20 protein-coding genes are annotated in these 23,187 nt (G+C 32.1%); 6 read left to right on the forward strand and 14 right to left on the reverse strand.

Annotated features, from left to right (window positions below):
* Positions 1 to 248 precede the first annotated feature (248 nt).
* Complete coding sequence (gene arsB / locus AA81_RS11170; protein WP_281256303.1) at positions 249 to 1,331, reverse strand: ACR3 family arsenite efflux transporter; 1,083 nt, start codon at positions 1,329 to 1,331, stop codon at positions 249 to 251.
* On the reverse strand, positions 1,318 to 1,719 hold the full coding sequence (locus AA81_RS11175; RefSeq protein WP_103899051.1) for an ArsR/SmtB family transcription factor: 402 nt from the start codon (positions 1,717 to 1,719) through the stop codon (positions 1,318 to 1,320). The genes arsB and AA81_RS11175 overlap by 14 nt, the downstream gene beginning before the upstream one ends.
* A 226-nt stretch (positions 1,720 to 1,945) precedes the next feature.
* On the opposite strand from AA81_RS11175, the gene AA81_RS11180 reads away from it, so the two are divergent.
* Complete coding sequence (locus tag AA81_RS11180; RefSeq protein WP_439331576.1) at positions 1,946 to 3,073, forward strand: pyridoxal-phosphate-dependent aminotransferase family protein; 1,128 nt, start codon at positions 1,946 to 1,948, stop codon at positions 3,071 to 3,073.
* 838 nt (positions 3,074 to 3,911) lie between these two features.
* Here the strand turns inward: AA81_RS11180 and AA81_RS11185 are convergent.
* Together AA81_RS11185 and AA81_RS11190 are read right to left on the reverse strand one after the other, a co-directional pair.
* Complete coding sequence (locus AA81_RS11185) at positions 3,912 to 4,592, reverse strand: hypothetical protein (protein WP_103899053.1); 681 nt, start codon at positions 4,590 to 4,592, stop codon at positions 3,912 to 3,914.
* A 144-nt stretch (positions 4,593 to 4,736) separates the two neighbouring features.
* A complete protein-coding gene (locus tag AA81_RS11190) occupies positions 4,737 to 4,946 on the reverse strand; it encodes a hypothetical protein (protein WP_103899054.1) in 210 nt (69 codons plus the stop codon).
* A gap of 223 nt (positions 4,947 to 5,169) precedes the next feature.
* Here AA81_RS11190 and AA81_RS11195 point away from each other — a divergent pair, with 223 nt between their 5' ends.
* The 4 genes from AA81_RS11195 (at position 5,170) to AA81_RS11210 (ending at position 10,736) form a co-directional block, all read left to right on the forward strand.
* Positions 5,170 to 5,469 carry a nucleotidyltransferase family protein gene (locus tag AA81_RS11195; protein ID WP_103899055.1) on the forward strand — a complete coding sequence of 100 codons (300 nt, stop codon included), beginning with the start codon at positions 5,170 to 5,172 and terminating at the stop codon, positions 5,467 to 5,469.
* 78 nt (positions 5,470 to 5,547) lie between these two features.
* On the forward strand, positions 5,548 to 6,153 hold the full coding sequence (locus tag AA81_RS11200) for a TetR/AcrR family transcriptional regulator (protein ID WP_103899056.1): 606 nt from the start codon (positions 5,548 to 5,550) through the stop codon (positions 6,151 to 6,153).
* A complete protein-coding gene (locus AA81_RS11205) occupies positions 6,150 to 7,517 on the forward strand; it encodes a D-alanyl-D-alanine carboxypeptidase/D-alanyl-D-alanine-endopeptidase (RefSeq protein WP_103899057.1) in 1,368 nt (455 codons plus the stop codon). Before AA81_RS11200 ends, AA81_RS11205 begins: the two co-directional genes overlap by 4 nt.
* A 21-nt stretch (positions 7,518 to 7,538) precedes the next feature.
* On the forward strand, positions 7,539 to 10,736 hold the full coding sequence (locus AA81_RS11210; protein WP_103078421.1) for a S41 family peptidase: 3,198 nt from the start codon (positions 7,539 to 7,541) through the stop codon (positions 10,734 to 10,736).
* Positions 10,737 to 10,847: 111 nt separating this feature from the next.
* On the opposite strand, the gene AA81_RS11215 is transcribed toward AA81_RS11210, so the two are convergent.
* The 7 genes from AA81_RS11215 to AA81_RS11245 all read right to left on the reverse strand — a co-directional run bounded on the left by AA81_RS11215 (position 10,848) and on the right by AA81_RS11245 (position 17,869).
* Positions 10,848 to 12,071, reverse strand: a complete 1,224-nt coding sequence (locus AA81_RS11215; protein ID WP_103078422.1) for a 6-phosphofructokinase — start codon at positions 12,069 to 12,071, stop codon at positions 10,848 to 10,850.
* Positions 12,072 to 12,119: 48 nt separating this feature from the next.
* Complete coding sequence (gene cas6, locus AA81_RS11220) at positions 12,120 to 12,905, reverse strand: CRISPR-associated endoribonuclease Cas6 (protein WP_103078423.1); 786 nt, start codon at positions 12,903 to 12,905, stop codon at positions 12,120 to 12,122.
* Between the two features lie 85 nt (positions 12,906 to 12,990).
* The gene (locus AA81_RS11225; RefSeq protein WP_103078424.1) at positions 12,991 to 14,091 is read right to left on the reverse strand and encodes an ABC transporter ATP-binding protein; all 1,101 of its coding nucleotides are present in this window, start codon (positions 14,089 to 14,091) and stop codon (positions 12,991 to 12,993) included.
* A gap of 144 nt (positions 14,092 to 14,235) precedes the next feature.
* Complete coding sequence (locus tag AA81_RS11230) at positions 14,236 to 14,490, reverse strand: type II toxin-antitoxin system Phd/YefM family antitoxin (protein ID WP_103899058.1); 255 nt, start codon at positions 14,488 to 14,490, stop codon at positions 14,236 to 14,238.
* Positions 14,491 to 14,606: 116 nt separating this feature from the next.
* Positions 14,607 to 15,953 carry a B12-binding domain-containing radical SAM protein gene (locus AA81_RS11235; protein WP_103078426.1) on the reverse strand — a complete coding sequence of 449 codons (1,347 nt, stop codon included), beginning with the start codon at positions 15,951 to 15,953 and terminating at the stop codon, positions 14,607 to 14,609.
* Positions 15,954 to 15,964: 11 nt separating this feature from the next.
* Positions 15,965 to 16,768, reverse strand: a complete 804-nt coding sequence (locus tag AA81_RS11240) for a type III pantothenate kinase (RefSeq protein WP_245863608.1) — start codon at positions 16,766 to 16,768, stop codon at positions 15,965 to 15,967.
* 66 nt (positions 16,769 to 16,834) lie between these two features.
* A complete protein-coding gene (locus AA81_RS11245) occupies positions 16,835 to 17,869 on the reverse strand; it encodes an L-threonylcarbamoyladenylate synthase (RefSeq protein WP_103899061.1) in 1,035 nt (344 codons plus the stop codon).
* Between the two features lie 269 nt (positions 17,870 to 18,138).
* Between AA81_RS11245 and AA81_RS11250 the strand changes: the two genes are divergently transcribed.
* Positions 18,139 to 18,489 (forward strand): hypothetical protein, encoded by a 351-nt coding sequence (locus AA81_RS11250; protein WP_103078427.1) that lies wholly within the window; start codon positions 18,139 to 18,141, stop codon positions 18,487 to 18,489.
* Positions 18,490 to 18,496: 7 nt separating this feature from the next.
* Here AA81_RS11250 and purD read toward each other — a convergent pair whose 3' ends face one another.
* The 3 genes from purD to purH form a co-directional block, all read right to left on the reverse strand.
* Complete coding sequence (gene purD / locus AA81_RS11255) at positions 18,497 to 19,735, reverse strand: phosphoribosylamine--glycine ligase (protein WP_103078428.1); 1,239 nt, start codon at positions 19,733 to 19,735, stop codon at positions 18,497 to 18,499.
* Between the two features lie 128 nt (positions 19,736 to 19,863).
* Positions 19,864 to 21,507 (reverse strand): sensor domain-containing diguanylate cyclase, encoded by a 1,644-nt coding sequence (locus tag AA81_RS11260; protein ID WP_103078429.1) that lies wholly within the window; start codon positions 21,505 to 21,507, stop codon positions 19,864 to 19,866.
* Positions 21,508 to 21,570: 63 nt separating this feature from the next.
* Complete coding sequence (purH, locus tag AA81_RS11265) at positions 21,571 to 23,097, reverse strand: bifunctional phosphoribosylaminoimidazolecarboxamide formyltransferase/IMP cyclohydrolase (RefSeq protein ID WP_103899059.1); 1,527 nt, start codon at positions 23,095 to 23,097, stop codon at positions 21,571 to 21,573.
* Positions 23,098 to 23,187 lie beyond the last annotated feature (90 nt).

The following is a 23,187-nucleotide window of genomic DNA, read 5'->3' on the forward strand; positions in this document are numbered from 1 at the left end:
ACATATCACCGATTAGCTTTATATCCCTCCGACCTGGGGAGGGGTGTAATTATTATATCTAAATATTTTAAAATTGATATTGAATAAATGTTAAATATATCCGTACCCAGATGAACAGTCTACCGAATAAAATACCTAATATTCCTTTGAAGAGGTCGAAAAATTGAAAGAATTATTTCACAACAAGAATTACATCTTCTATTGGTTTAGCAGTACTTTTAATATAATATATCAATTAATCTGGAAAATTATAGAGAACTTTTTTGAAACGAATATCTGGTTTTATTAGCAATTTTTACAAGAGTTAGCATTACTGGAACTTCTACTAATACACCCACGACAGTAGCGAGTGTTGCTCCCGATTGCAGTCCGAAAAGTGAAATAGCAACAGCAACTGCCAACTCAAAAAAATTACTCGCTCCGATCATGGCTGCAGGTGCTGCAATATTGTATTCTATCTTCCACACTTTTGCCCATAAGTAAGCAACAAAAAATATAAAAAATGTTTGTATAATCAAAGGTATTGCAATAAGTACAATATGAATTGGATTATTTAAAATAGTTTCACCTTGAAAAGAAAATATGATAATCAATGTGAGTAGTAGTCCTATTATTGTAGTATTGTCAAATTTTTTTAAAAACACATTTTCAAAATATTCTTTACCCTTATTTTTAATTATATATTTCCTTGATAAATATCCAAAAAGTAGTGGAATAACAACAAATAATACTACAGATAAAAACAAAGTATCATACGGTACGGTTATATTACTTATTCCCAATAATAGGGCAACTATTGGAGTGTAGGCAAATAATAAAATTAAATCGTTAACAGCTACCTGAACTAAAGTATAAGCTGGATCACCTTTTGTAAGATGACTCCAAACAAAAACCATGGCTGTACACGGTGCCGCACCTAAAAGTACTGCTCCTGCTAAATATTCTTCCGCTAAATTTGGAGAAATCCATCCATTAAAAGCTACTTTGAAGAAAAAAGTTGCGATCAAATACATTGTAAAAGGTTTAATTAACCAATTAGTAATAGTAGTTATTGTCAATCCTTTAGGCTTTTTTGTAGCGTTTACAATACTTGAAAAATCAATTTTGAGCATCATAGGATAAATCATTAACCATATTAATATCGCTACGGGAATAGAAACATTTGCATATTCAAATTTGCTAAGAGTTTGGGGTATAATAGGAATCCAATTTCCAATCATAATTCCTATAATAATACAGAGTATAACCCAAATAGTTAGATAACGTTCAAAGATCCCCATTTCATTAGCTATTTTCAATTCTTCATTTGTGTTAATTTTATTCTTCGCCATTTTGTACCTCCTGAGCCAGAATTTTTAAAACATTCTTTTTATCATTCTTAATCAAGTGACAATTCATATTATGTTCTTTATACTTTTCGAATCTTTCAATATCGCCTATAAATAAAATATTTTCTTGAAATTTTTCCTTTAAATACCTATAAAGTAATTCATGCTCTTTTTTAAATTCAGGGTTTATATTATAATAGACCCATTGAGCATCTTTTGAAGAAGAAATAATTCCAGTAGTTTTAAGCTTACTTAAATGCCTAGAAACATTGGATTGAGTCATTTCAAGAAGTACTTCCAATTCACAAACACAAAGTTCCTGCTGCTGCATCAATAAATTTAAAATTCTTAGTCTATTTTCATCTCCAAGAGACTTAAAAAGTTCTTCCATTAATTGAATATTCACCTCCTTTATATTACTATATACGATTATACTCATATAATGATATCATAATTTATATTTTTTAATGTAAAATATTTAAAAATATATTATTAACAACCAAAAAACGGTATTGTCTATTTCCACCAAAACTCTTGATTTTGTATGATATAATTTGAATAATTCAAAAAGTAATTTGGTTTTGGGAGGGATGTATTTGAAGTTTCCAAGCGTTCCAATGATTATGACGCCGGGTCCAACTTATGTAAGTGAAGAGGTAAGAGATGCTCTATCTCAAAAGATAACAAATCCAGATTTGGATCTTAACTTCTATGAATATTACAAAAAAACATGTGAAAAGGTACAACAACTGTTAAATACGGAAAACGAGGTTTTAATACTTTCTGGAGAAGGAATATTAGGATTAGAAGCAGCATGCGCTTCGTTGGTTGAACCAGGTGATAAAGTCCTTTGTATAGAAAACGGGATTTTTGGGAAGGGTTTTGGTGATTTTTTAAAGATGTATGGTGGAGAGGTAGAATATTTCACTTCTGGCTATAGAAAAGCAATTGATGTGAAAGCTTTGGAAGATTTCTTAGAGAAAAATCACGATTTTAAATTAGCAACTTTTGTACATTGTGAAACTCCTTCAGGAATTACTAATCCTATTAAACAAATAAACTCCTCATTAAAAAAATACGGTATTCTTTCAATAGTAGATGCTGTTTCGTCTATAGGTGGAGAAGAAATCGAGACAGATAAATGGGATATAGATATTCTTTTGGGAGGTTCACAAAAATGTTTATCTGCACCTCCAGGTATTACTTTTTTAAGTATTAGTCAAAAGGCTTGGAAAATAATTTTAGATAGAAAAACTCCAATTACTGGATTCTATGTGAACCTTGCCAATTGGAAGAGTTGGTACGAAGATAAATGGTTCCCATATACGCCCCCTATAAGTGATATATTTGGTTTTAGTGTTGCAGTTGAAAGATTACTCAAAGATAATGATCGTCTAGAACGTCATAAAAAGATAGCGAATGCGGTAAGAAAAAGCTTAATATCAGGTGGGCTTGAATTGTATCCAAAAGATGGTTTTTCAAATACAGTAACTACCGTAGTTTTACCTAAAGGAACTTCTTTTAAAGTTATTTATAATAAGATGCTTAGCGAACATAACATAATGATTGGTGGAGCGTTTGATTTTTTAAAAAATCAAGTGTTTAGAATAGGCCATATGGGAGAAAATTGTTATGAAGATAAGCTCTACCTAACTTTAAAAGGGCTAGATAATGTTCTTAGAGATCTCGGTTTTGAATTAAAGGTAAAGTTGCATAAGTATTTTATTGAAAATTTAGATTCTTAATTTTCGGTAATTATTTTCGAAAAAAGAAATGCGAATTATGCATTGTATCATTAATGATATATTGTATCGTGTTATGTTTATAATCCTACTTTATATGTATACATACTTTACAAAATATAGTTTATAATTTTTATATTATTATATAATGCTTATATAATAATATAAGTTACTGTGCAATATAAAAAATCGATATTTTTGATTGGTTCTTTGAAAAATTTCTAATTATACTTTCTACACTCAATGAATCTCACTAAGACAAAAAATTTAGAAATTTTAATATGGGTAAATTACTAAAAATTCGAGAAAATTTCTCTAAGAAAAAATATATATAAATACTATCGAAAAAGATGAAAGATGAAGAAAATATTGTCGGAAAACCTAAGTTTTCCGACAGAACGAGTTGAACAATCAAATAATACAAATTTTAACCTATAAAATCTTTTATTTATGCTAATCACAAACCACCTCTTTGTAAGAAGCCCTGAGAGCCTTTGAATTTTTTAATAAATATAAAAATTAATATCTTAAATTTAATTCTCAAAATTAAGCGTTTTACGAAGACCCTTTTCCTTTGGAAGGGTTAGGTAAAAATTTTCACGAACAATTTTAGATGAAAATTCAATTTTTCCCCTTTACTCAGGAAACTCTTTCATATACATTGTATATTTATATCATTTTGTACATATTCATAATGTAGCACTTACTAAACGAAAAGTGTACCCCCTCTTAAAATAACATGCTTTCCTATAAATTCTCTTAACTAAAAAATCATTGGTTATCTCATAAAAATAGTTGGTAATTAAGAAGTTCAAATATCATTCCATTTATTTTTTATTTATCAAAAAACTTTTATTCTTGTTGAAAGTCCCAAAACAATATTCATATCTTCAATCAAAACTATTGAACTGCTAGTCTCATTTTGAAAGGATAAACCAGCATATAAATTCAATCCATCAAAAATCCATATTTTATTCTTAAAATCCTGTACTCCATAAAAAGAAACCATATAATTTTCAACAGAAAAATCATCTTTAAAACCTATGGCACCTTCTAAATTCAAATAACTATCTGATAAATCTTCTTTTATGATATTAACACTTGTTTTTGCAAAAGCTCCATAGTTTCTAAATATCAGATTATCACTCGAACTTTCGTCCCATCTTGTTTCCTCATAATAAATTGCACCAACATCAAAATACATAAAATCAGAATCGTATCCTATTGCTGAAAAGATTGATGATTGGTAGTTAAATGTATTTGAATATCCGAGACTGAATTTCACTGGCACACCGTTTAACTCATTAAACCCTGCTTTTAAATATGCCCCATTGTTAACTTGCGAAACTCCTGTTTCTATAAATCCAAAAAGACCCCATCTCAATCCCCATGCGGGATTAAAAGTATCTGTATAAATATATCCTTCCTCAATAACTCCTGCTTCAGGGGTTAAAAAAGAAACAGAAAAGACAGATAAACTAAGAGTAAAAATCACTAACAACGAAATAACTAATTTTTTCATTTCCCTCACCTCCATAGATATAAATAACATACTCTCTTCAATAACTCAAATACATTCATTTTAAACAACGTTTAATGCCTACAATACTAAATATTTACCTCCTCTTTATATAAATTTTTTGACACCATTCAACTAAGAGGTTCCCTATGAATTATGTTCTAGCAAATGTTTGATACGTTTTTTAAAATCACCATTTACTGGTTTATCTCTATCAACGTTCATATGATATTTCTGTTTCGGGTCTTTGTTAGCTCTTTTAACCGTCGCTCTTTGTATCCCCATTTCTTTTGCTATCGCTCTTTGACTTTTGTGTTTGTTAAAAAACGAAAATCTTATATAATTGTATTGTACCATCTCTATAACCTTTTTCCCCTACTGTACAATGTTTTTTCGACCAAACTCATTATGCAGGATTTGTGTGATAAAGTATTAACTTTTCGTTTAGCGGACACTTATTTTTGGCACACTTTTCATTTAGTAAGTGCATTTTTTTCTAGTTCTCAAAGAATGATATAATATAAAATGATTCATAAAGTTTATATTGAAAAGGCAAAAAAGTGAAGAAGGTGAAATACAAATGGAAAGTCTGGGTTTAGAAGAAATAATTCAAACTCTAAGAAGCTTAAAGAAACAAATAGAGGAAAATTACAAGGCTGAAATTATAGGAATCTTTGGGTCTTATGCCAGAAGAGAAGAGAAAAGGGATAGTGATTTGGATATAATAGTTAGATTCGAAGAAGGTGCAACTCTGTTCGATATGGCAGGATTATCAATTTTCTTACGGGAAAAACTGAATGTTAAAGTTGATGTTGTTTCAGATAGAGCTATAAGAGAAGAGCTAAAAGATGAAATATTAAAAGAAGCTATATTAATATGAAAAGAGATTACACTCTTTTTTTAAAAGATATAAAATTGTGAGGTACTTCAATCAAATTTTATAAGTTGGAGAAGATTAATGACTAAAAGGCAAAAACCTTCAAAAAAAAATACACAATATAAGATTGAAATATTAATCGATTTAGCAAAAGGTGAGCTGCTCAATCACGGTATCACTAACTTCAATTATGAAAAGGTTATCTACGATGCCAGACTCAGCAAATCGACTGTTTATAAAAAATTCGGTAAAAAGGATGAATTTATAATTTTTCTTATTAAGAACTTATTAGATGATTTCTTTATTCCTTTTAAGAAATACGTTGATGATTTTAACACTTTCCAAGAAGTTCTTGACTATCTATCAAACTTAAACTTCGATGTTCAAACTCTGATGAAAGAGTACCCTATAGATGATCTTTTTGAACATCCTGAGATTACTTCAATTATAAATGATTACTACTATCAACGATTTGGAAAGGTAATCACTGATAAGATCGCTGAATTTCAAAATGCAGGGCAAATAAGAAATGATATCGAAGCTAAATACATCTTAGAATTTCTTACCTCTGTTACCAAAGGTATGGGTATGATGCTTAAAGATCATGACTTCAAGGAAGTTATTAATAATTACAGAAAGCTAATAGAGACAGCCTTAGCTTACAAAACAAATTCTGAAAAGGAGTGAACAGTATTAAATTCAAAAATAACTTAAGATCCAGTAAATTTTTTAACGTCTTGAGTCTCACAATCTTTATTATAGTTTTTTTTAACTTTAGTACCATTTCCATTGCTGCTCCAATTTCTAGTAGAGTTCCAATTGCTAGAGATGACGAAGATTCCAAGAAAATACAAATAATAGAACCATCCAAAATAGCTGAACCTGAATCCAAACCTGCTCCTACTATAGCGCCTTCAGAAACACCCCCTATACCTCCTCAAATCCAAAATGAATTAATTTCAAAATTGGAAACTTTTCACGGGTTTGTTGGATTTGAGTTGAGAGATCTTGCTACCAATGACGTTCTTATTGCTTACAATTCTGAAAAGTTATTCATCCCAGCCTCAAACACAAAATTACTTACCGCACTTGTCGCCTTAGAAAGTTTAGGAGATGACTACAAATTTCAAACCAAAATATACTATACAGGGGAAATATCAAATAATTTCAGAGGAAATCTATATATAAAAGGTTTTGGAGATCCTGTCTTAACTTCTTTACAATACAAAGAAATACTAAAAAGGGCAACGGTGGATAGGGGAATAAAAAAGATATACGGTGATATAATTTTTGATTATACTTTTATGACAGAAGAAGGTTTCGGGAGAGGCTGGATGTGGGATGACCCCCAACCACAAATAGCTGCAATTAATATTTGGCAAACAAGCTACGAATCTTTTAAATATAAAACAAACTACGAAATAAGGGATTATATAAACTTTCTTACAACATTGTATTTACAAGAAATAGGTGTTGAATTTTGGGGAGAAATAAGGTATGAAGAAGTGCCTGCTAACGTCACTCTGCTATATTCTAATTATTCTCCACCCTTAACAGATATAATACAACAAATGTTGGAAACAAGCGATAACCAGATAGCCGAACAAATTTTTAGAGATCTTGGCGCTATTTACGGTAATGGAGAAATAGAAGATTCCGAAAATCACTTTAAGAAAGTTATCAAAGAAACCTTAGGATACGACCCAACCGACTATATAATTAAAGATGGCTGTGGATTATCTATGTACAACTTAATTTCCCCAAATATGTTATCAGATTCATTATTTTATCTATATTCAAAGTATCAATCTAAATTTTTCGATTACTTAGCGTCGCCCTACGAAGACAGTACTCTTGAAAAACGTTTCAACTTTGAAATTTATGCAAAAACCGGAACTTTGTATTACGATTCAGCAATCAGCGGGATTTTCAAATCTAAAAGTGGAAAATATTATCTTTTTAGCTTAATAGAAAACAACTTTCCTTTAGATGTTCAAAATGTGAAAGAGTTTGAAAATTCCATAATCAACTATCTCTATGAAAATTTATAATAACAAAAGGGGGAAGAATTTATGAGTGAAGAGTTCAACGGTTACTACAGATTTCCAACTATTTACAACGATCAAATAGCCTTTGTTGCTGAAGATGACATCTGGGTAGTTTCTTCTTCAGGGGGGATAGCCAGGAGGTTAACCACAAATGTTGGAGAAATCTCCGATTTGACTTTTTCTGAAGATGGAAAATGGATAGCCTTTACAGGAAGAGATGAAGGTGTACCAGACGTCTATATAATTCCATCTACGGGTGGTGTACCAATTAGATTAACATATCTAGGCGCAAATAGCAAAGTACTATGTTGGCATAATGGAAAGATAATCTTTTCATCAAATTATACCCAACCGTTTAAAAGGATTACATCCTTATGGGAAGTCGACGTTGAAGATAAGAGGAAATTAAAACAATTAGATTTTGGCATAGCCACTGAAATCTCATTTGGTAAAGAAAAAGGTGTTGTTTTGGGCAGAAAAACCGGAGATCCTGCTAGATGGAAAAAGTACAGAGGTGGAACGGCTGGAGAATTACTGATAGACGTAGAAGGGAACTACAACTTCAGAAAATTGCTCGATTTAAAATCCAACTTTGCCAATCCAATATGGATCCAAGACCGAATTTACTTCGTCTCAGACCATGAGGATGTCGCTAACATATACTCTTGCACAGTTGAAGGCAAAAATCTAAAAAAACATACGTATCATAACGACTTTTATGTCAGAAACCCAAAATCTGATGAAAAAAATATTGTATACCATGCCGGTTCTGATATTTACATTTTGAATTTATCAAATAACGTATCAGAAAAGGTAGATATAAAATACTACAGTACCTTACCACAAAGAAACAGAAAATTCGCTGAACCAACACAGTATTTTGAAGGTTTCTCTATATCTAAAGATGCTGAAAATTTAATAAGCACTCACAGAGGCAAAAGCTTTTATTACAACAATTGGTACGGTCCCGTTAAACAACTTGGGGAAGAAAGCGGTGTCAGATATAGACTTACCACATACTTAAATCTAAAAGATGAAGAAAAGGTTGTAACAATCAGTGATGAAAATAATTATGAACATATCGAGGTGTACGATTTAAAAAGTGGCAATTTAATCGATAAAGTCAAGGAATATGATTTAGGAAGGGTTATGAATATCGTTGCCTCTCCTAAAGATGAAGAGATTTTGTTAACTAATCAAAGAAACGAACTTATCTTGATCGATTTGAGAAACCATAAGAAGATTGATGTGGATAAAAGTACCATTGGTCCCATTAATGGATATTCTTTTTCTCCAGATGGTAGATGGATTGCTTATTCAAAATTTATAAACAACAAGCAAGCGGCTATTATGATATTTGATAAAGTAAAAGGAGAGATACACCAAGTTACAGAACCAATTCTGTTTGATGTAGACCCTGTCTTTGATCCAGACGGAAAATACCTTTATTTTCTATCTTATAGAATATTCAACCCAATTGAAGATAGATTTCAAATGAATTTAGCCTTCTCAAAAGGAACCAAACCTTATCTTATAACACTCAAAAAAGATTTCTTTTCACCTTTCCAAGAAATAAGTAAAAGTGAAGACAGAGAAAAAAGGAAAGACAAAGAAGAAGAAATAAAAGTTGATATTGATTTTGATAACATCGCTGATAGAATTATACCCTTCCCAGTTAGTGAAGAAAGATATGTAAACATACAAGCTGCAAAAGATAAGGTTTTTTACGCTATTTCTACTGTAAGTGGGGTACTGGAAGATGAAGAAGATATGCTCAGCGAGAAACATGAAAAATTAACCTTGAAATACTACGATCTCACAGAAAAAGAAGAAAAAACTTATCTTGAGGGAATCTCGGAATTTCAAATTTCCGAGGACAAAGAAAAAATCGCCATACGGATTGAAGATGACTTAAGAATTCTTAAAACTTCTAATCCTCCCTCGCCAGAACAAGAAAAAGAATGTGAAAATAAGTATACGAGAAAGTGTGGTTGGATAGATTTTCACAGGATCAATGTGGAAGTTCAACCACTGTTAGAATGGAGACAAATGCTTTGTGAAGCTTGGCGTCTACAAAAATTTTATTTTTGGAACAAAGACAAACTAGACAAAATCGAATGGGACAAGATCTTAGAAAAGTATTATCCTCTAGTTGAAAGAATAGCAACAAGAACAGAATTTTCTGATTTAATATGGGAAATGCAAGGAGAATTAAAATCATCACATGCCTACGAGATGGGGGGAGAATACAAGCCCAAACCAGTTTACAAAATAGGCTATTTAGGGGCAGATTTGATACTGGATGAAGATAAAAACCTTTACAAGATTAGTCACATTGTTAACGGGGATATATGGGACGAAAAAAATAAACCACCATTACTTGGGCCAGGAGTCGAAGTAAAAGAAGGAGATTACTTATTAGCGATAAACGGCATAGAAATAAAAGATAAAATACCCAATGAAATTTTGGTGAATTACAGTGGCAAAGATGTTGAAATAGTAGTATCAAACGGCGATAATATTGAACAAAAGAGAAAGTATGTTGTCAAAACGTTAAAAGATGAAACTTCTTTAAGATACAGAGAATGGGTAGAACAAAACAAGAAATATGTCCATGAAAAAACTAATTCACGGATTGGATACATTCACATCCCAGATATGGGATACACTGGATACGCAGAATTTCACAGAAACTTCTTAAGCGAAGTCAGATATGACGGACTCATAATCGATGTAAGGGTCAACAGTGGTGGTTTTGTATCTTCTCTGATCTTGGATAAATTGAATAGAAAGTTTATTGGATACGATCTCTCACCATATAGAGAGGCCGAAGCCTATCAATATGATAGTGTTAGAGGTCCAATGGTTGCTATAACTAACGAGTTTGCTGGTTCAGATGGCGATATTTTTAGCCACTCCTTCAAGTTGTTGAAACTAGGGAAACTTATAGGTAAAAGAACGTGGGGAGGAGTGATTGGAATTTGGCCCAGGAACCCACTGATTGATCATACTATAACAACCCAACCAGAAATGGCCTTTTGGTTCAAAGATGTTGGATGGGACGTCGAAAATTATGGAACCGATCCGGATATTGAAATAGATATTACCCCAAAAGATTACAAAGAAAAGAAAGATCCACAACTCGATATGGCTATAGAAATAGTACTACAACAACTGAAAGAGGATCCACCAATAGCTTCAAAAGATATCAAAAAACCATAAATCATTAAATGCAAAAAAGCCGAGTGCAACATTGCTCGGCTTTTTGTTTAAAGTATGATCTGTTTCTTGTCTTTATGCTTGAGATCTTATAACAGGTTTTTATTCTATAACTTATCTATCTTCAATTGGAAAAGATACGTATTTAGGAATACCATTTTCGTAAGATGGATAACTTTCTCCTTGAATTAAAGGTTTGGCATAATCAATAAAATCATCATTTACACCGTAACCGTCATGAGAAATATATTCTTCAGGTAAATATTTGGTGTTATTTGCCACCTCGAATAATGGGACCTTTCCAAATTCTATTTTGTAAGGGTCATTTGAGAGACGGTTAATTGTTACCATAAATCCTGAGATACCATCCCGAGCATATTCTAAGGCTTTTTCCCCTATCATAACCGCTTCAGCTTGATCAGTTTTACTAACGATGTGTCCTGCACTTCTCTGGAGGTAATCTGGAATGGACACATGTACCTTCAAGCCTAACCTTGTTAAAATAATGTTGGCTACAACCCTTCCAACATCTCCCAACTGTCTGTTTCCAAAACTATCGGTGTATCCCATATCAGAAACAAATGCGCCGCTTTTATACCTAATACCTTCCGAAACAGCTATCGTACAGTAACCATTCTTACTTACCTCTTTTTGAACCTTATCTATAAAATTATCTTCTTCAAAAATCCTTTCTGGTAACAAAATAACATGAGGTCCAAAATCCCCATTTAATTTAGCCAACGAAGTAGCTGCTGTAAGCCAACCTGCATGTCTGCCCATTGTCTCCATTATGAAAATTTTTGTAGAGTCTTTTGCCATACTACGCGTGTCTATACTTGCTTCCAACATTGAAATTGCCAAATACTTTGCTGCAGAACCATAACCTGGAGAGTGATCAGTGCCGTACAGATCGTTATCTATTGTTTTTGGAATCCCTATGACTTTTAAATCATAACCTATCTTTTTTGAATATTCGTCAATTTTATGGGCTGTGTCCATAGAATCGTTACCACCATTATAAAAGAAATAACTAATATTGTAATCTTCGAACGTTTTAAAAAGTTTTTGAAAACCTTCTTCATCACCTTCTTTTAATCTATGTCTGCAAGTACCAAAGGCGCTTGCTGGTGTAGCTTTCAAATTATTTATTTTATCAACTGATTCTTTTGTTAAATCGAATAATTTACCTTCAAGAACCCCTGTAATACCATTTATTCCCACATATATCTTATCAATTTGTGGATCCTTTAAAGCCTTGCTTATCAGTCCATATGCAGAAGCATTTATGACACTAGTAACTCCTCCCGATTGTGCATATATGATATTTTTTTTATTCAATAATTACACCCCCGAACTTTTAATTTAAAATTACAATGTATCTATATTTCAGCCTTCTTCAGCAAGTTGTAAAAAACTTCTTTCTTTGATGGAATCCTTTTCTACAGGAAGGATCATTCCAAAACCTTGTGCATTTTTAGCTCCCAATCCCGAATTAAGCGCTAATTTCAACAATTGAGTATCACCTTTTAAAATGAAATATCCAGTCCATCCTTTTATAATAATATCTTTGTAAAAAAGTAATTTTTCATTTTTTTCCGTTATACCATAAGGCTCAATATAAAAATTGTTATTTTTTATTCCAATTTCCAATGCCAAAGCTTTTCTCCTGAGATTTTCTTCTATCAGTTTTTTAAAATCTGATGAGTAAGGAGAAAAATAATGAGTATAACGATTCCCGTTTGGTAAAACGATAGTTGAATATGCTGTAATGGGAGACAAAGTTTTAACAAGCATTTCTTCATCAACTTCATTATGAATAACTTCATACTTCATCAAAGTAAAATAATTTTTTTCGATTCTCACAACCTTTTGTTCATTTAAAGAATTCAAAACTGCTTCTACTAATTTATCAATTGGTGAAGCGAAATAAATATTGAATAAACCTTTAAAAATCATTCTTCTTTTCTCAACTTTAAAAGAGTTATAGGGATAAATTCTTGAAAAAGTGAAAAGCTTCAACTTCTTATCTTCAGATCTTGTTCCTAAATCGTGGTACTTAGGCACAGCATTAGACATTAAATAGTAAAACAATCCTTGCAAAGGTCTATTGTAATGAACAGGAAGATCAATTTTATCACCTTCTAAAGCTCCGAATACCAACTTAATGACCAATAGAATCCCCCCAGTTTATATTATTATTAAATTTTTAGATAAAACCCTTTGTGACAACCGCACAAAGGGTATGAATTCATAAAAATTAAAATATAGCTTGTTCTGTTTCCTTATCGAAAGCATGTATCATTTTTAAATCGATTGCGACTTCAAAATTCTGTCCAGATTCTGCTCGTGTTTGAGGGCTTACCTTTGCGGTCATAGATTGACCATTGATAGTTAAATGAAGTAAAGTCTCACTACCCAAAGGCTCAACAACATCAACCATAGTGTTTAAAATATTAGATTCATCAGCACCTTCAAAAAAGTTTTTATCATAGATATCTTCTGGTCTTACACCAAAGATAATATCTTTATCTATATAATTTTCAAGTAAAGATGCTTTATCCTCGGGCACTTTTATAGAGATTCCCTCTGCTTTGAACCAAATACCATTATCTCTTGTTACTTTTACATTTAAGAAATTCATTGGAGGCGTCCCAATAAATCCAGCGACAAAAATGTTGGCCGGATTATTGTATACATCAAAAGCTCCTCCAACCTGTTGAATTACTCCTTCGTTCATAATAACAATTTTATCAGCCATAGTCATAGCCTCAACTTGGTCATGTGTAACATAAGCGACTGTAGCTTCCAACCTTTTTTGTAGTTTCTTAAGCTCAGCTCTCATCTGAACCCTTAATTTTGCATCTAAGTTTGAAAGAGGCTCATCAAATAAGAACACTTTAGGATCCCTTACGATAGCTCTACCTAGTGCAACTCTCTGTCTTTGCCCCCCTGATAATTGTTTCGGTTTTCTATCCAATAAATGGTCAATCCCAAGAATTTTTGCGGCGTTTCGAACTCTCCTCTCGATTTCGTCTTTAGGTGTTTTCCTTAATTTCAATCCAAAAGCCATGTTGTCGTAAACCGTCATATGTGGATAAAGGGCATAATTTTGGAAAACCATAGCTATATCTCTATCCTTCGGTTCCACATCATTTACAACTTTTTGGTCAATTTTTATTGTTCCTTCTGTAATGTCTTCTAACCCTGCAATCATCCTCAAAGTAGTAGTTTTTCCACATCCTGAAGGGCCGAGTAGTACAAGAAACTCCTTATCTTCTATTACAAAATCTGCATCCTTTACAGCATGAAATCCATTTGGGTAAACTTTGTTAACCTTGTCTAATATAACTTGAGCCATTAAAAAGCACCTCCATCTTTTAATTTTTTCTGTCTTTAAAAAGTCTAAAACTTGTTTTAGCACCCCTTCGCTCCGCTACCCATCCATAAGGAAAAAAAGGTCTAAACCATTTACCCCATAGTCAACTCAAAAAGAATGATGAACTCAGTAATCAAAATCCTTAAAAAAATCTTTAATTCTCTGATATTCTTCAACGTTTTCTATCTCAAAAAGGGAAATATCTCTAACTTCATCAACAAAATCCATGAGTTTTACGAATTTATCATAGTCTAACAAAACAACCTTTGGCAAACCATTTTTGGTGATAACAATGTCTTTCTCTTCAACTTCATCAACAACTTGAGAGAATTTTGCTTTAGCTTCAGCTAAACTATAAAATGTAAAATCTTTTAAATACATATTTTACACCCCTTGACTATAATTATAGTCAATTTATTCTTATTTGTCAATCTAAAGAATTCAAAGATTTTCTAGCGTAATCAATTTTAATAGCCTCTAATGCCTAATAATCTCTTCTAATCGGTATATTTGACTTCAGTATATTTCTTAACTTCTTCAAGATCACTAATGGAAAGACTAAAATGCGACCAATAAGGAATAATAGTGTTGTTAAGAAGCAAAGGATCCGTGTTTGAAGATATAGCATTTTTTTTGACAAGTTCTTCATATTCAACGGTACCAGGAATTGGAGTAAATTCGTTTAAATTCACCTTTATTCCGAGCGAATGGCAGAAATCTACAGCTTGTTTTACATCATCTTTATTTTGAGATGGTAGATTCACCAACACGTAGGCATAAATATCATTCATCTCAAAACCAGCATTTTTTAGAGATGTAATGGCTTTAACAAGATCGTTATTAGTTACCTTAAACCCCGTTCCTTTTTGAATATTAAAATCATAGCTTTCGTACCCGAGTTTTATAGTTTTAAAATTTGCTTTTTTTAATAACAAAGCTATTTCATCATCAACACGTCGGGCATGTACACCATTGGGCAGATGATATTGAACGTTAAATTTAGATAAAGATTCCAACAATTCTTTAATATCTTTTCTTAATAAGAACGCATCGTCAAAAAAAACGAAATCTTTTACATAAGGTCTTTTTTTAAGAATATACTCTATATTATTTATTATTTTGTTTATACTCCTGTATTGAAATTTCCACATCTTGGGAGTTACACAATACGTACAATGAAAAGGACAACCTACGGAAGAAACCAAAACAACATAAGTGAGATAGGAATCATAAAAATCATAGGTCAGATCAATATCTTCAAACCAGTTGAAGTTATTTAATTCTGTAAGATTCTCGTTTAGTATTTCCAAAACTTTCTTTAAAGGAAATATGCCCGTTCCTGGGCAAATATTAACTTTAAATTTGGAAAAAACATCTTTTGCATGTTCAGTATACAAGGTGGAATAAATACCACCTAAAAAAATAGGAGTTTTTGGAAAGAAGCTTCTCAAAATTTCGATGGTTTTTTCCCCACCGTAGTACCAGTATGTTAAAGTGATTCCCACCAAGATTGCATCAACTTTGTTCTGTTTTTTTATTGCTTCTAATTTACTTTCAAACAATTTTAAAGGTAATCCATACCTTTTGAATTTTCTATGGATATTCTTTAATATAGTTGGCTTTTCGACTCTTTCATTATAAAATTTACCAGTTCCGTACTTTTTATCTTTTGGAGGATGTTTTACAATTAAATCGTTATCATGCCGATTTAGCAGATCTATAAACGTTACATTGTGACCTAAATAAGTTAGTACCTCACTTATGTATAACAACCCTAATGGCTTAAGCCAAAAATCATATGCGGCAAAATCGTAGATCCAAGGATTAACAACCAAGAAGTTCAAATCGTTGCCTCCTATCGCAATTTTTTGATTTCTCTAGAATAATATAATATCCCCTTTAGGGTTAAATATGGATCGTAATGTTTGAAAATAGATACTTTACTTGAGAGGAAACTCATGTCTCCTCCCGTTGCTACAACGACAAAATCTTTGTTCCTTTCTCGTTTTATTTCGTGAATAAGCCTTTCTATCCCATATAATGTTGTTTTTATTACCCCTATTTGAATATTGTCGACTGTATTTTTTCCCAAATGGTATTCAGGCACCTTTATCTCCACCTTAGGAAGCTGGGCAGTTCTAGAAAACAAAGCGCTTATAGCCGTCTTAAATCCTGGAATTATCGCCCCTCCTACAAAATTACCCCCTTCCAAAACATCAACGGTTATAGCGGTTCCAAAATCTAGAGCAATTACGTGATCGCCATACTCTTCTTTACATGCAATAACGTTGCATATTCTATCTGCACCTATTTCATTAGGATAGTCAACCAAATATGCTATATCATTAATTTTATTCTTAGTAGTAACAAAAATAGTTTCAACACTAAAATATTTCTTTAACATTTGTTCTAAAATAAAGTTAACATTGGGAACCACGGATGAGATACCTGCCAAAGTTATCCTTTTTAAATCAACATTTGCTCGATCTAATAAATTTGAAATGACAACAAATAACCCATCCTCCGATTCAAAACTACTAGGTCCAATTCTCCACGTCAAAAATTTACCATCTTCGTGTATACCTACCATTGTATAAGAGTTACCAACATCAAATAAAAGTTCCAATTTTTTCCCCTTCCTTTCTTTAACTGAACCCACTTCTGGGTGTTCTCCTTGACCCCGTTCGGGGTGTTTCTTTACCTTGACCCCGCTCGGGGCGTTTCATTATACTATCTTGTATGATGCCTTTCTTAGACGGTTCATAACCGCTATACCTATACCTTTGTCTTCTATACCTTCAATAATCATAGCATCAATTTTTTCATCGTATTTTCTAAGCATTTCAAAAAGTTTCACTGCAAATTCATAATAATTTGCTTCACTACCTATAGTGTCAAAATTAATATTATGATCCTTATAATAGCCAATATGTTCTTTAAGACATAGAACTATTGGATTGTTGTAATTTTTTACTTCTTCTAAAACCTTTTTCACCATGGTATCCACATCATCATGTTCAACTAAAATAACGGGGGTGTTAGGAGCGTAATGTCGATACTTCATACCCGGAGATTTTATATAATCAGGTTCTATTTTTCCATATGCAAAATCAGGAATGATAATATCACCAAAAATCTCTTTTAATTTTTCAGGTGGAATAGGACCTGGACGTAATATTATAGGTATCTTTCCTTGAGTTAAATCAATTATTGTTGATTCTACTCCAAACTCTACCTTACCTCCAATAATTATATAATCAACTTTTCCAAACATATCTTTTAAAACATGTTCCGCCATTGTTGGACTAGGCTTACCCGAAACATTAGCACTCGGTGCGGCAATTGGCACTTCAGCGTATTCTATCAATTTTAAGGCAACAGGATGAGCCGGCATTCTTAAAGCTATAGTATCTTTTCCTGCTGTTACAATATTTGGAACAATCTCCCTTTTCTTTAATACAAAAGTAATTGGACCTGGCAATAATCTTTCTATTTTTTCCAAAAGAGTATAAGAAATATAAGTGTACTCCAAAAAAGATCTAACGTTAGCCACATGAAGAATTAAAGGGTTGTCATAAGGCCTGCCTTTTGCCTTAAAAATCTTTCTCACGGCGTTTTCTGAAAGGCCATTGGCTCCCAAACCGTAAACCGTTTCAGTAGGAAAGACTACTGTTTTATCTTCTTTGATTGCTTGAGCGGCTTCTTTAATTTTCTCCTCTTCAATATTTAATGGATCCACTTCAATAACTTTGGTTTCCATAATGAATTCTCCTTTTCCATTTGGCAAATAAAAAAATCTCCAACTTATATTATACAAGAAAACATCAAAAAAGTGAAATAATCGATTATAATGAGCTCTAATCTCTATTAAATATCCCTAAATACAAATATTCGCCATTTTGTTATGTAAAGCGGGTAAATATGGTATAATTCAAAAAAGACACTTTGGGCGGGCAGCGAATCGAAGGGGCAAAGTCTTCTGCTCTTCCTTAAGGGTGGGCAGCGAAAAGAAGGAAAAGGAGAGTTTAAATGAGTACTCAAAAGCTCATAATAGAAGAAATAATTAGTAAAATAAACAAAAAGGAAAAAATCTTAGATGATTCGCTAAAGAACGATGATTTTGAAACTTTTTCTAAAACGTTAGAAGAAAGATTTGAATTACTGAAACAATTAGAACCATTTAAAACTGAAACCGCCGTAAAAAATACCATAGAAAACATTTTAAAAAGAGATTCTGAACGCTCAAAAAGCATAAAGGAGAAGATGAAAAAAATCAAAGGCGACCAATTTAACGTACAAGTTAGTAAAAAAGCTATGAAAAAGGGATATCTTAAGATTGAAGAATCTATGAGCCGCCACAAAATTAACAAAAGTGGTTAGAATCTGACTAGATATCTTTCCTATAATATTTTGATTCAAAATGGATTTTTTCTGCTTCATCGTAAACAATATTTCGTACCTCTTCTAAAGTATCTGCCTTATTTACTATCGATAATACCCTACCACCATCGGTAAGTAAATTCTCACCATCTTTTTTAACGCCAGAATAAAAGATTTTTGAAGTTATTCCTGGTTTTATTGTGATCCTTTCACCTTTTGTATAGGAAAAAGGGTAGCCTTTGCTACTAAGTACGAGGCAAAAAGACAATCCATCATAAAACTCAATATTGGTAGTGTTAACTCTCTCTTTTTTTATGTCGTTTATAACATCAATAAAATCGGATTTTAATAAATAGAGCATTGATTGGGCTTCAGGGTCTCCTAACCTCACATTGTATTCCAATACATGTGGATCACCATTCTCAATAATTAAACCTATGTACAAGAATCCCTTATATAATAAACCCTCTTCTTCTAAACCTTTGATAGTTGGGTTTATGATTTTTTGAAATATTACCTTTGTTAATTTTTCATCAAGGTCAGGATGTGGTGTAATTGCTCCCATGCCTCCAGTATTTGGGCCTTGATCATTTTCCAACAGTTTCTTATGATCCTTCGAAACGTTGAAAAATTTGTAGTTTTGACCATCCAAAAGCAAGAAAACAGAAGCTTCAAAACCCTTTAAGAATTGCTCAACAACAATTTTTTTACCGGATTCTCCAAATTTTTGTTCTTTCATAAGTTCATTAAGAGCTTGGCTAGAATCTTCATAAGAATTACATATAAAAACACCTTTACCGGCCGCTAAACCATCGGCTTTTATCACCAATGGATACGAAGCCTTCTTAGAATATTCAAGGGCATCTTTCAACTCAACAAATGTGTTAAAAGATGCTGTTTGAACGTTATGCCTTTTCATGAAACTCTTTGCGAATATCTTACTACTTTCTAATTGTGCGGCTTTTTGGTTGGGACCGATTATTTTTAAATTTGATTCCTCAAACTTATCTACTATTCCTTTTGCTAAGTACTCTTCTGAACCAACTATAGTAATATCTACATTATTATTCTTAACAAAATTCATAATTTCTTCTATAGATTCTATTTTCAAACATTCACATTTATTTTCAATTGCTATACCATCATTACCAGGGGCTATAAATACCTTTTTTACATCTTCACTCTGAGATAACTTCCAAGCGATCGCGTGTTCTCTACCACCTTTGCCTACTACAAGAACTTTCATTTTATTGTTTTCCTCCCGTTAGCAAAAAATACTCTTTTTTATAAACTTTAAAATTTTATATATAGCGCCCCTTCGCCCGCTGCCCACCCTCGTCTTATTTCTAAAATGTCTAGCAAAAGAAAGCTCCACTACACCATCAAATTGCCTTTACCTTGATTTTTCGATAGATACATTTTTCTGTCTGCAATTTCAACGATCTCTTTATAACTATTAATCACTTCATTACAAGTACTTAATCCTGCACTAAAACTGATCTTTGGTTGAAAATTTCTTATTGCCTCATAGAGCCTTTCTATAATATTTTTCCCAACGTCTTTTGAAATATCAGTAAATAAAATTACAAACTCATCTCCCCCATATCTATAAACCCTGTCTTTATTTCTGACAGTATTCAATATTAATTGAGAAAATTCTTTAAGTACTTCATCACCAAATTTATGACCATATTTGTCGTTTATATCCTTAAAATCGTCCAAATCTATAAATACAGCACAGATCTTCTCTTTATTTTTTTCAAAATTTTCCAAATCATAAAATAATTTAGAATGGTTAAAAAGTCCCGTTAAACTATCTCTCTCGGCTTGATCTCTAATCTCCATGAATTTTTGTGAATGCTCCAACGCCAGTGAGACTAACTGAGCGAAAACCGATAAAATGTTCAATTCCTCTTTAGACGGCCTTAAATTATTTTCTGGAGAATCCAAAGATATATACCCTATAATGTTGTTTCTTTCATCTCGCAAAGCCAATAAAAATAAATCATTCGGATCCCACAAATTTTGATTATCTTCTAAATAATCTATACTCAATTCATCTCTAGGTTGATAGGTATAAGTTTCGCTTATTTTATTAGCGTGAGGAATAAAGTAGGTATCTTTATAACTATACCTTTCATCCATGAATTTAAGAACTTCAGATATAGGAACCTCTTGACTTCTGATCTTTTCATACATTTCTTCTTTAAGGCCACGATGTGTTATCCTTTCAACTTTATTACTCTGATAGTTAAACAAACTGATAAGAACATAGGCATAACCCATATTTTTCTGCATTATTTCTGCTATTTGATCGAGGATTTTCTCTGAGGATACCTTCAAGGAAAGTTGCCTGATGACATTACTCAAATTAACAATCACATCGTTCAATTTTCGTATTCTTTGGGTTCTCAAAATTTCGTCGTTTTTATCGCTTCTTGTTTTAATTATCAGATAAAAAAGCAATAGTATGAGCAAATTCACAGAAATTATCAAGTACTTAAAAGGAGAAAACTCAAACTGTAAATACAAATAAGAAAAAGGTAAAAGACTCAAAAAATAAAGATATTCATAAATAAACACTGAAAAGTTAAAATTCTTTCTACCTTCAACTATAATGGTGTTAATAATTTTCGAAATAGTCAAAAATAAAAATATAGAAAAAATGGGACTGAATCTATAAGAAATTAAAGCAGATAACGAATAGCTTGTAGAGAACACAAGAGCCCTGTATAACTTCCTACTAATTTCTGGATGTTTTGTCTTACTGAAAAGAATGATTAAAGAGGAAATTAAAATATATTGAGGGCCTAACAAAAAAGCATATACAAAACCTACGGTGTTAGAGACCAACCTATTGCTGTAATTCCAATAAACTCTTATATTATCAGAAATGGCGGTGAATGCTATAACCATCAAAGCATCTATAAGAGCAATATTTTCAAAATCTGCTCGTAAAAAATAAAAAGAAAAGATTGTAATTACTAGTAAAATAAGAGATTTGATTTTTACATTCATATTAATCACCCATTAATAGTATACCAAAAAATGGGCTCTTTGTACACTAAAAATTTAATCAAATTATATATGTTTGAAATGCCTCATCTCAGTAAATACCATAGCTATTCCATATTTGTTACACGCCTGAATAGACTCATCATCCCTGATCGACCCTCCAGGTTGAATTATCGCTTTTATTCCGTATTCTGCTGCCTTTTCTACCACATCACTAAAAGGGAAAAAAGCATCTGAAGCTAAAACGTCCCCTCCTTTATCTTTACTTCTTTCTAAAGCTTGCGTAGCAGCCCATATCCTGTTAGGCTGACCAGGCCCTATGCCTGTGATAGCCCTATTTTTTGATACAACTATTGCATTTGATTTAACGTGTTTTACTGCCTTCCATGCAAACACAAGTTCTTCTTTGATTTCTTCTGACACTTTAGTTTCTGTTACAACCTTAAATTCATTAATAACTCCTTTATCAACTTCTTGAACGAGAATCCCTCCATCAACAGATACATATTCATACGTATCAATTGGTTTAGAGTTCATTTTCAATATTCTCAAATTCTTTTTCTTTTGTAAAATATCTAAAGCCTCTTCATCATACTCTGGAGCCATTATTATTTCAAGAAACAATTTTTTTAGCTCAAGTGCAGTGTCAACATCAATTTTCCTGTTGAAAGCAACTATCCCTCCGAATATTGAAACAGGATCGCATGAATAAGCCTTTTTGTATGCTTCTAAAACACTATCTCCTAAAGCAATACCGCAAGGAGAACTGTGTTTTAAACAACAACATGCTATATCTTCAAATTCATTTACAGCTTCCCATGCAGAATCTGCGTCTCTCAAATTGTTAAAGGATAATTCTTTCCCATTTAATTGATCAAATGAAGTCATAGCTCCTACACTTAAAGTATTTTTGTAAAAAATGGCACTTTGATGAGGATTTTCACCATATCTCATTTCGCGGCTTTTTTCAAATGGAACCGTTAAAAATTCTTGAAAATCATCCTTATCTTTCAATTGAGCATTTAGATAATTACTTATACAACTATCATAAAAGGCAGTCAAATTAAAGGCTTTTGAAGCTAAGTATAATCTATATTTCTCATCAAACTCTTCTCTATTTTTTAATTTAGCTGATATATGTTCTAAATCAGATTCATCTACTACAACAATTACATCTTTGTAATTTTTGGCTGCAGATCTTATCATGGTTGGTCCACCTATATCTATAAATTCAATCAACTCATTCAGATCAACATCAGGTTTGTTAGCTACTTCTACAAACGGATAAAGATTAACATAAACAAGATCTATCGGTTTTATCTTTAAATTTTGCAAAGTTTCCATATCTTGAATGTTCTCTCTTCTTGCAAGAATACCTCCATGTATAAAAGGATTCAAAGTTTTAACCCTTCCATTTAATATTTCGGGAAAATTGGTGATTTCTTCAACGGGCGTAACTTTGATACCATTCTCCTGAAGTTTCTTAGCGGTTCCACCCGTTGAAATAATTTCAATTCCAAGTTCTTGAAGAGTTTGCGCGAAATCAACCACTTTATCTTTTTTGTAAGTACTTAACAATGCTCTTTTTATCACTCTAATGCCCCCTATGTCATTTTATTTTATTAAATTATCTTTAAAAACTCTAAACTTACTTTAAAACTTACTTTAGCGCCCCCTTCGCCC

The sequence above is a fragment of the Petrotoga halophila DSM 16923 genome (genome assembly GCF_002924615.1).

Coding starts and splice junctions, on each gene's coding strand:
- AA81_RS11250 (WP_103078427.1), top strand. CDS start 18,139: ATGAGTACTCAAAAGCTCATAATAGAAGAAATAATTAGTAAAATAAAC.
- AA81_RS11210 (WP_103078421.1), top strand. CDS start 7,539: ATGAGTGAAGAGTTCAACGGTTACTACAGATTTCCAACTATTTACAAC.
- AA81_RS11225 (WP_103078424.1), bottom strand. CDS start 14,091: ATGGCTCAAGTTATATTAGACAAGGTTAACAAAGTTTACCCAAATGGA.
- AA81_RS11260 (WP_103078429.1), bottom strand. CDS start 21,507: ATGAATGTAAAAATCAAATCTCTTATTTTACTAGTAATTACAATCTTT.
- AA81_RS11175 (WP_103899051.1), bottom strand. CDS start 1,719: ATGGAAGAACTTTTTAAGTCTCTTGGAGATGAAAATAGACTAAGAATT.
- AA81_RS11185 (WP_103899053.1), bottom strand. CDS start 4,592: ATGAAAAAATTAGTTATTTCGTTGTTAGTGATTTTTACTCTTAGTTTA.
- AA81_RS11245 (WP_103899061.1), bottom strand. CDS start 17,869: ATGGAAACCAAAGTTATTGAAGTGGATCCATTAAATATTGAAGAGGAG.
- AA81_RS11200 (WP_103899056.1), top strand. CDS start 5,548: ATGACTAAAAGGCAAAAACCTTCAAAAAAAAATACACAATATAAGATT.
- AA81_RS11195 (WP_103899055.1), top strand. CDS start 5,170: ATGGAAAGTCTGGGTTTAGAAGAAATAATTCAAACTCTAAGAAGCTTA.
- AA81_RS11230 (WP_103899058.1), bottom strand. CDS start 14,490: ATGTATTTAAAAGATTTTACATTTTATAGTTTAGCTGAAGCTAAAGCA.
- arsB (WP_281256303.1), bottom strand. CDS start 1,331: ATGGCGAAGAATAAAATTAACACAAATGAAGAATTGAAAATAGCTAAT.
- purD (WP_103078428.1), bottom strand. CDS start 19,735: ATGAAAGTTCTTGTAGTAGGCAAAGGTGGTAGAGAACACGCGATCGCT.
- AA81_RS11190 (WP_103899054.1), bottom strand. CDS start 4,946: ATGGTACAATACAATTATATAAGATTTTCGTTTTTTAACAAACACAAA.
- AA81_RS11180 (WP_439331576.1), top strand. CDS start 1,946: ATGATTATGACGCCGGGTCCAACTTATGTAAGTGAAGAGGTAAGAGAT.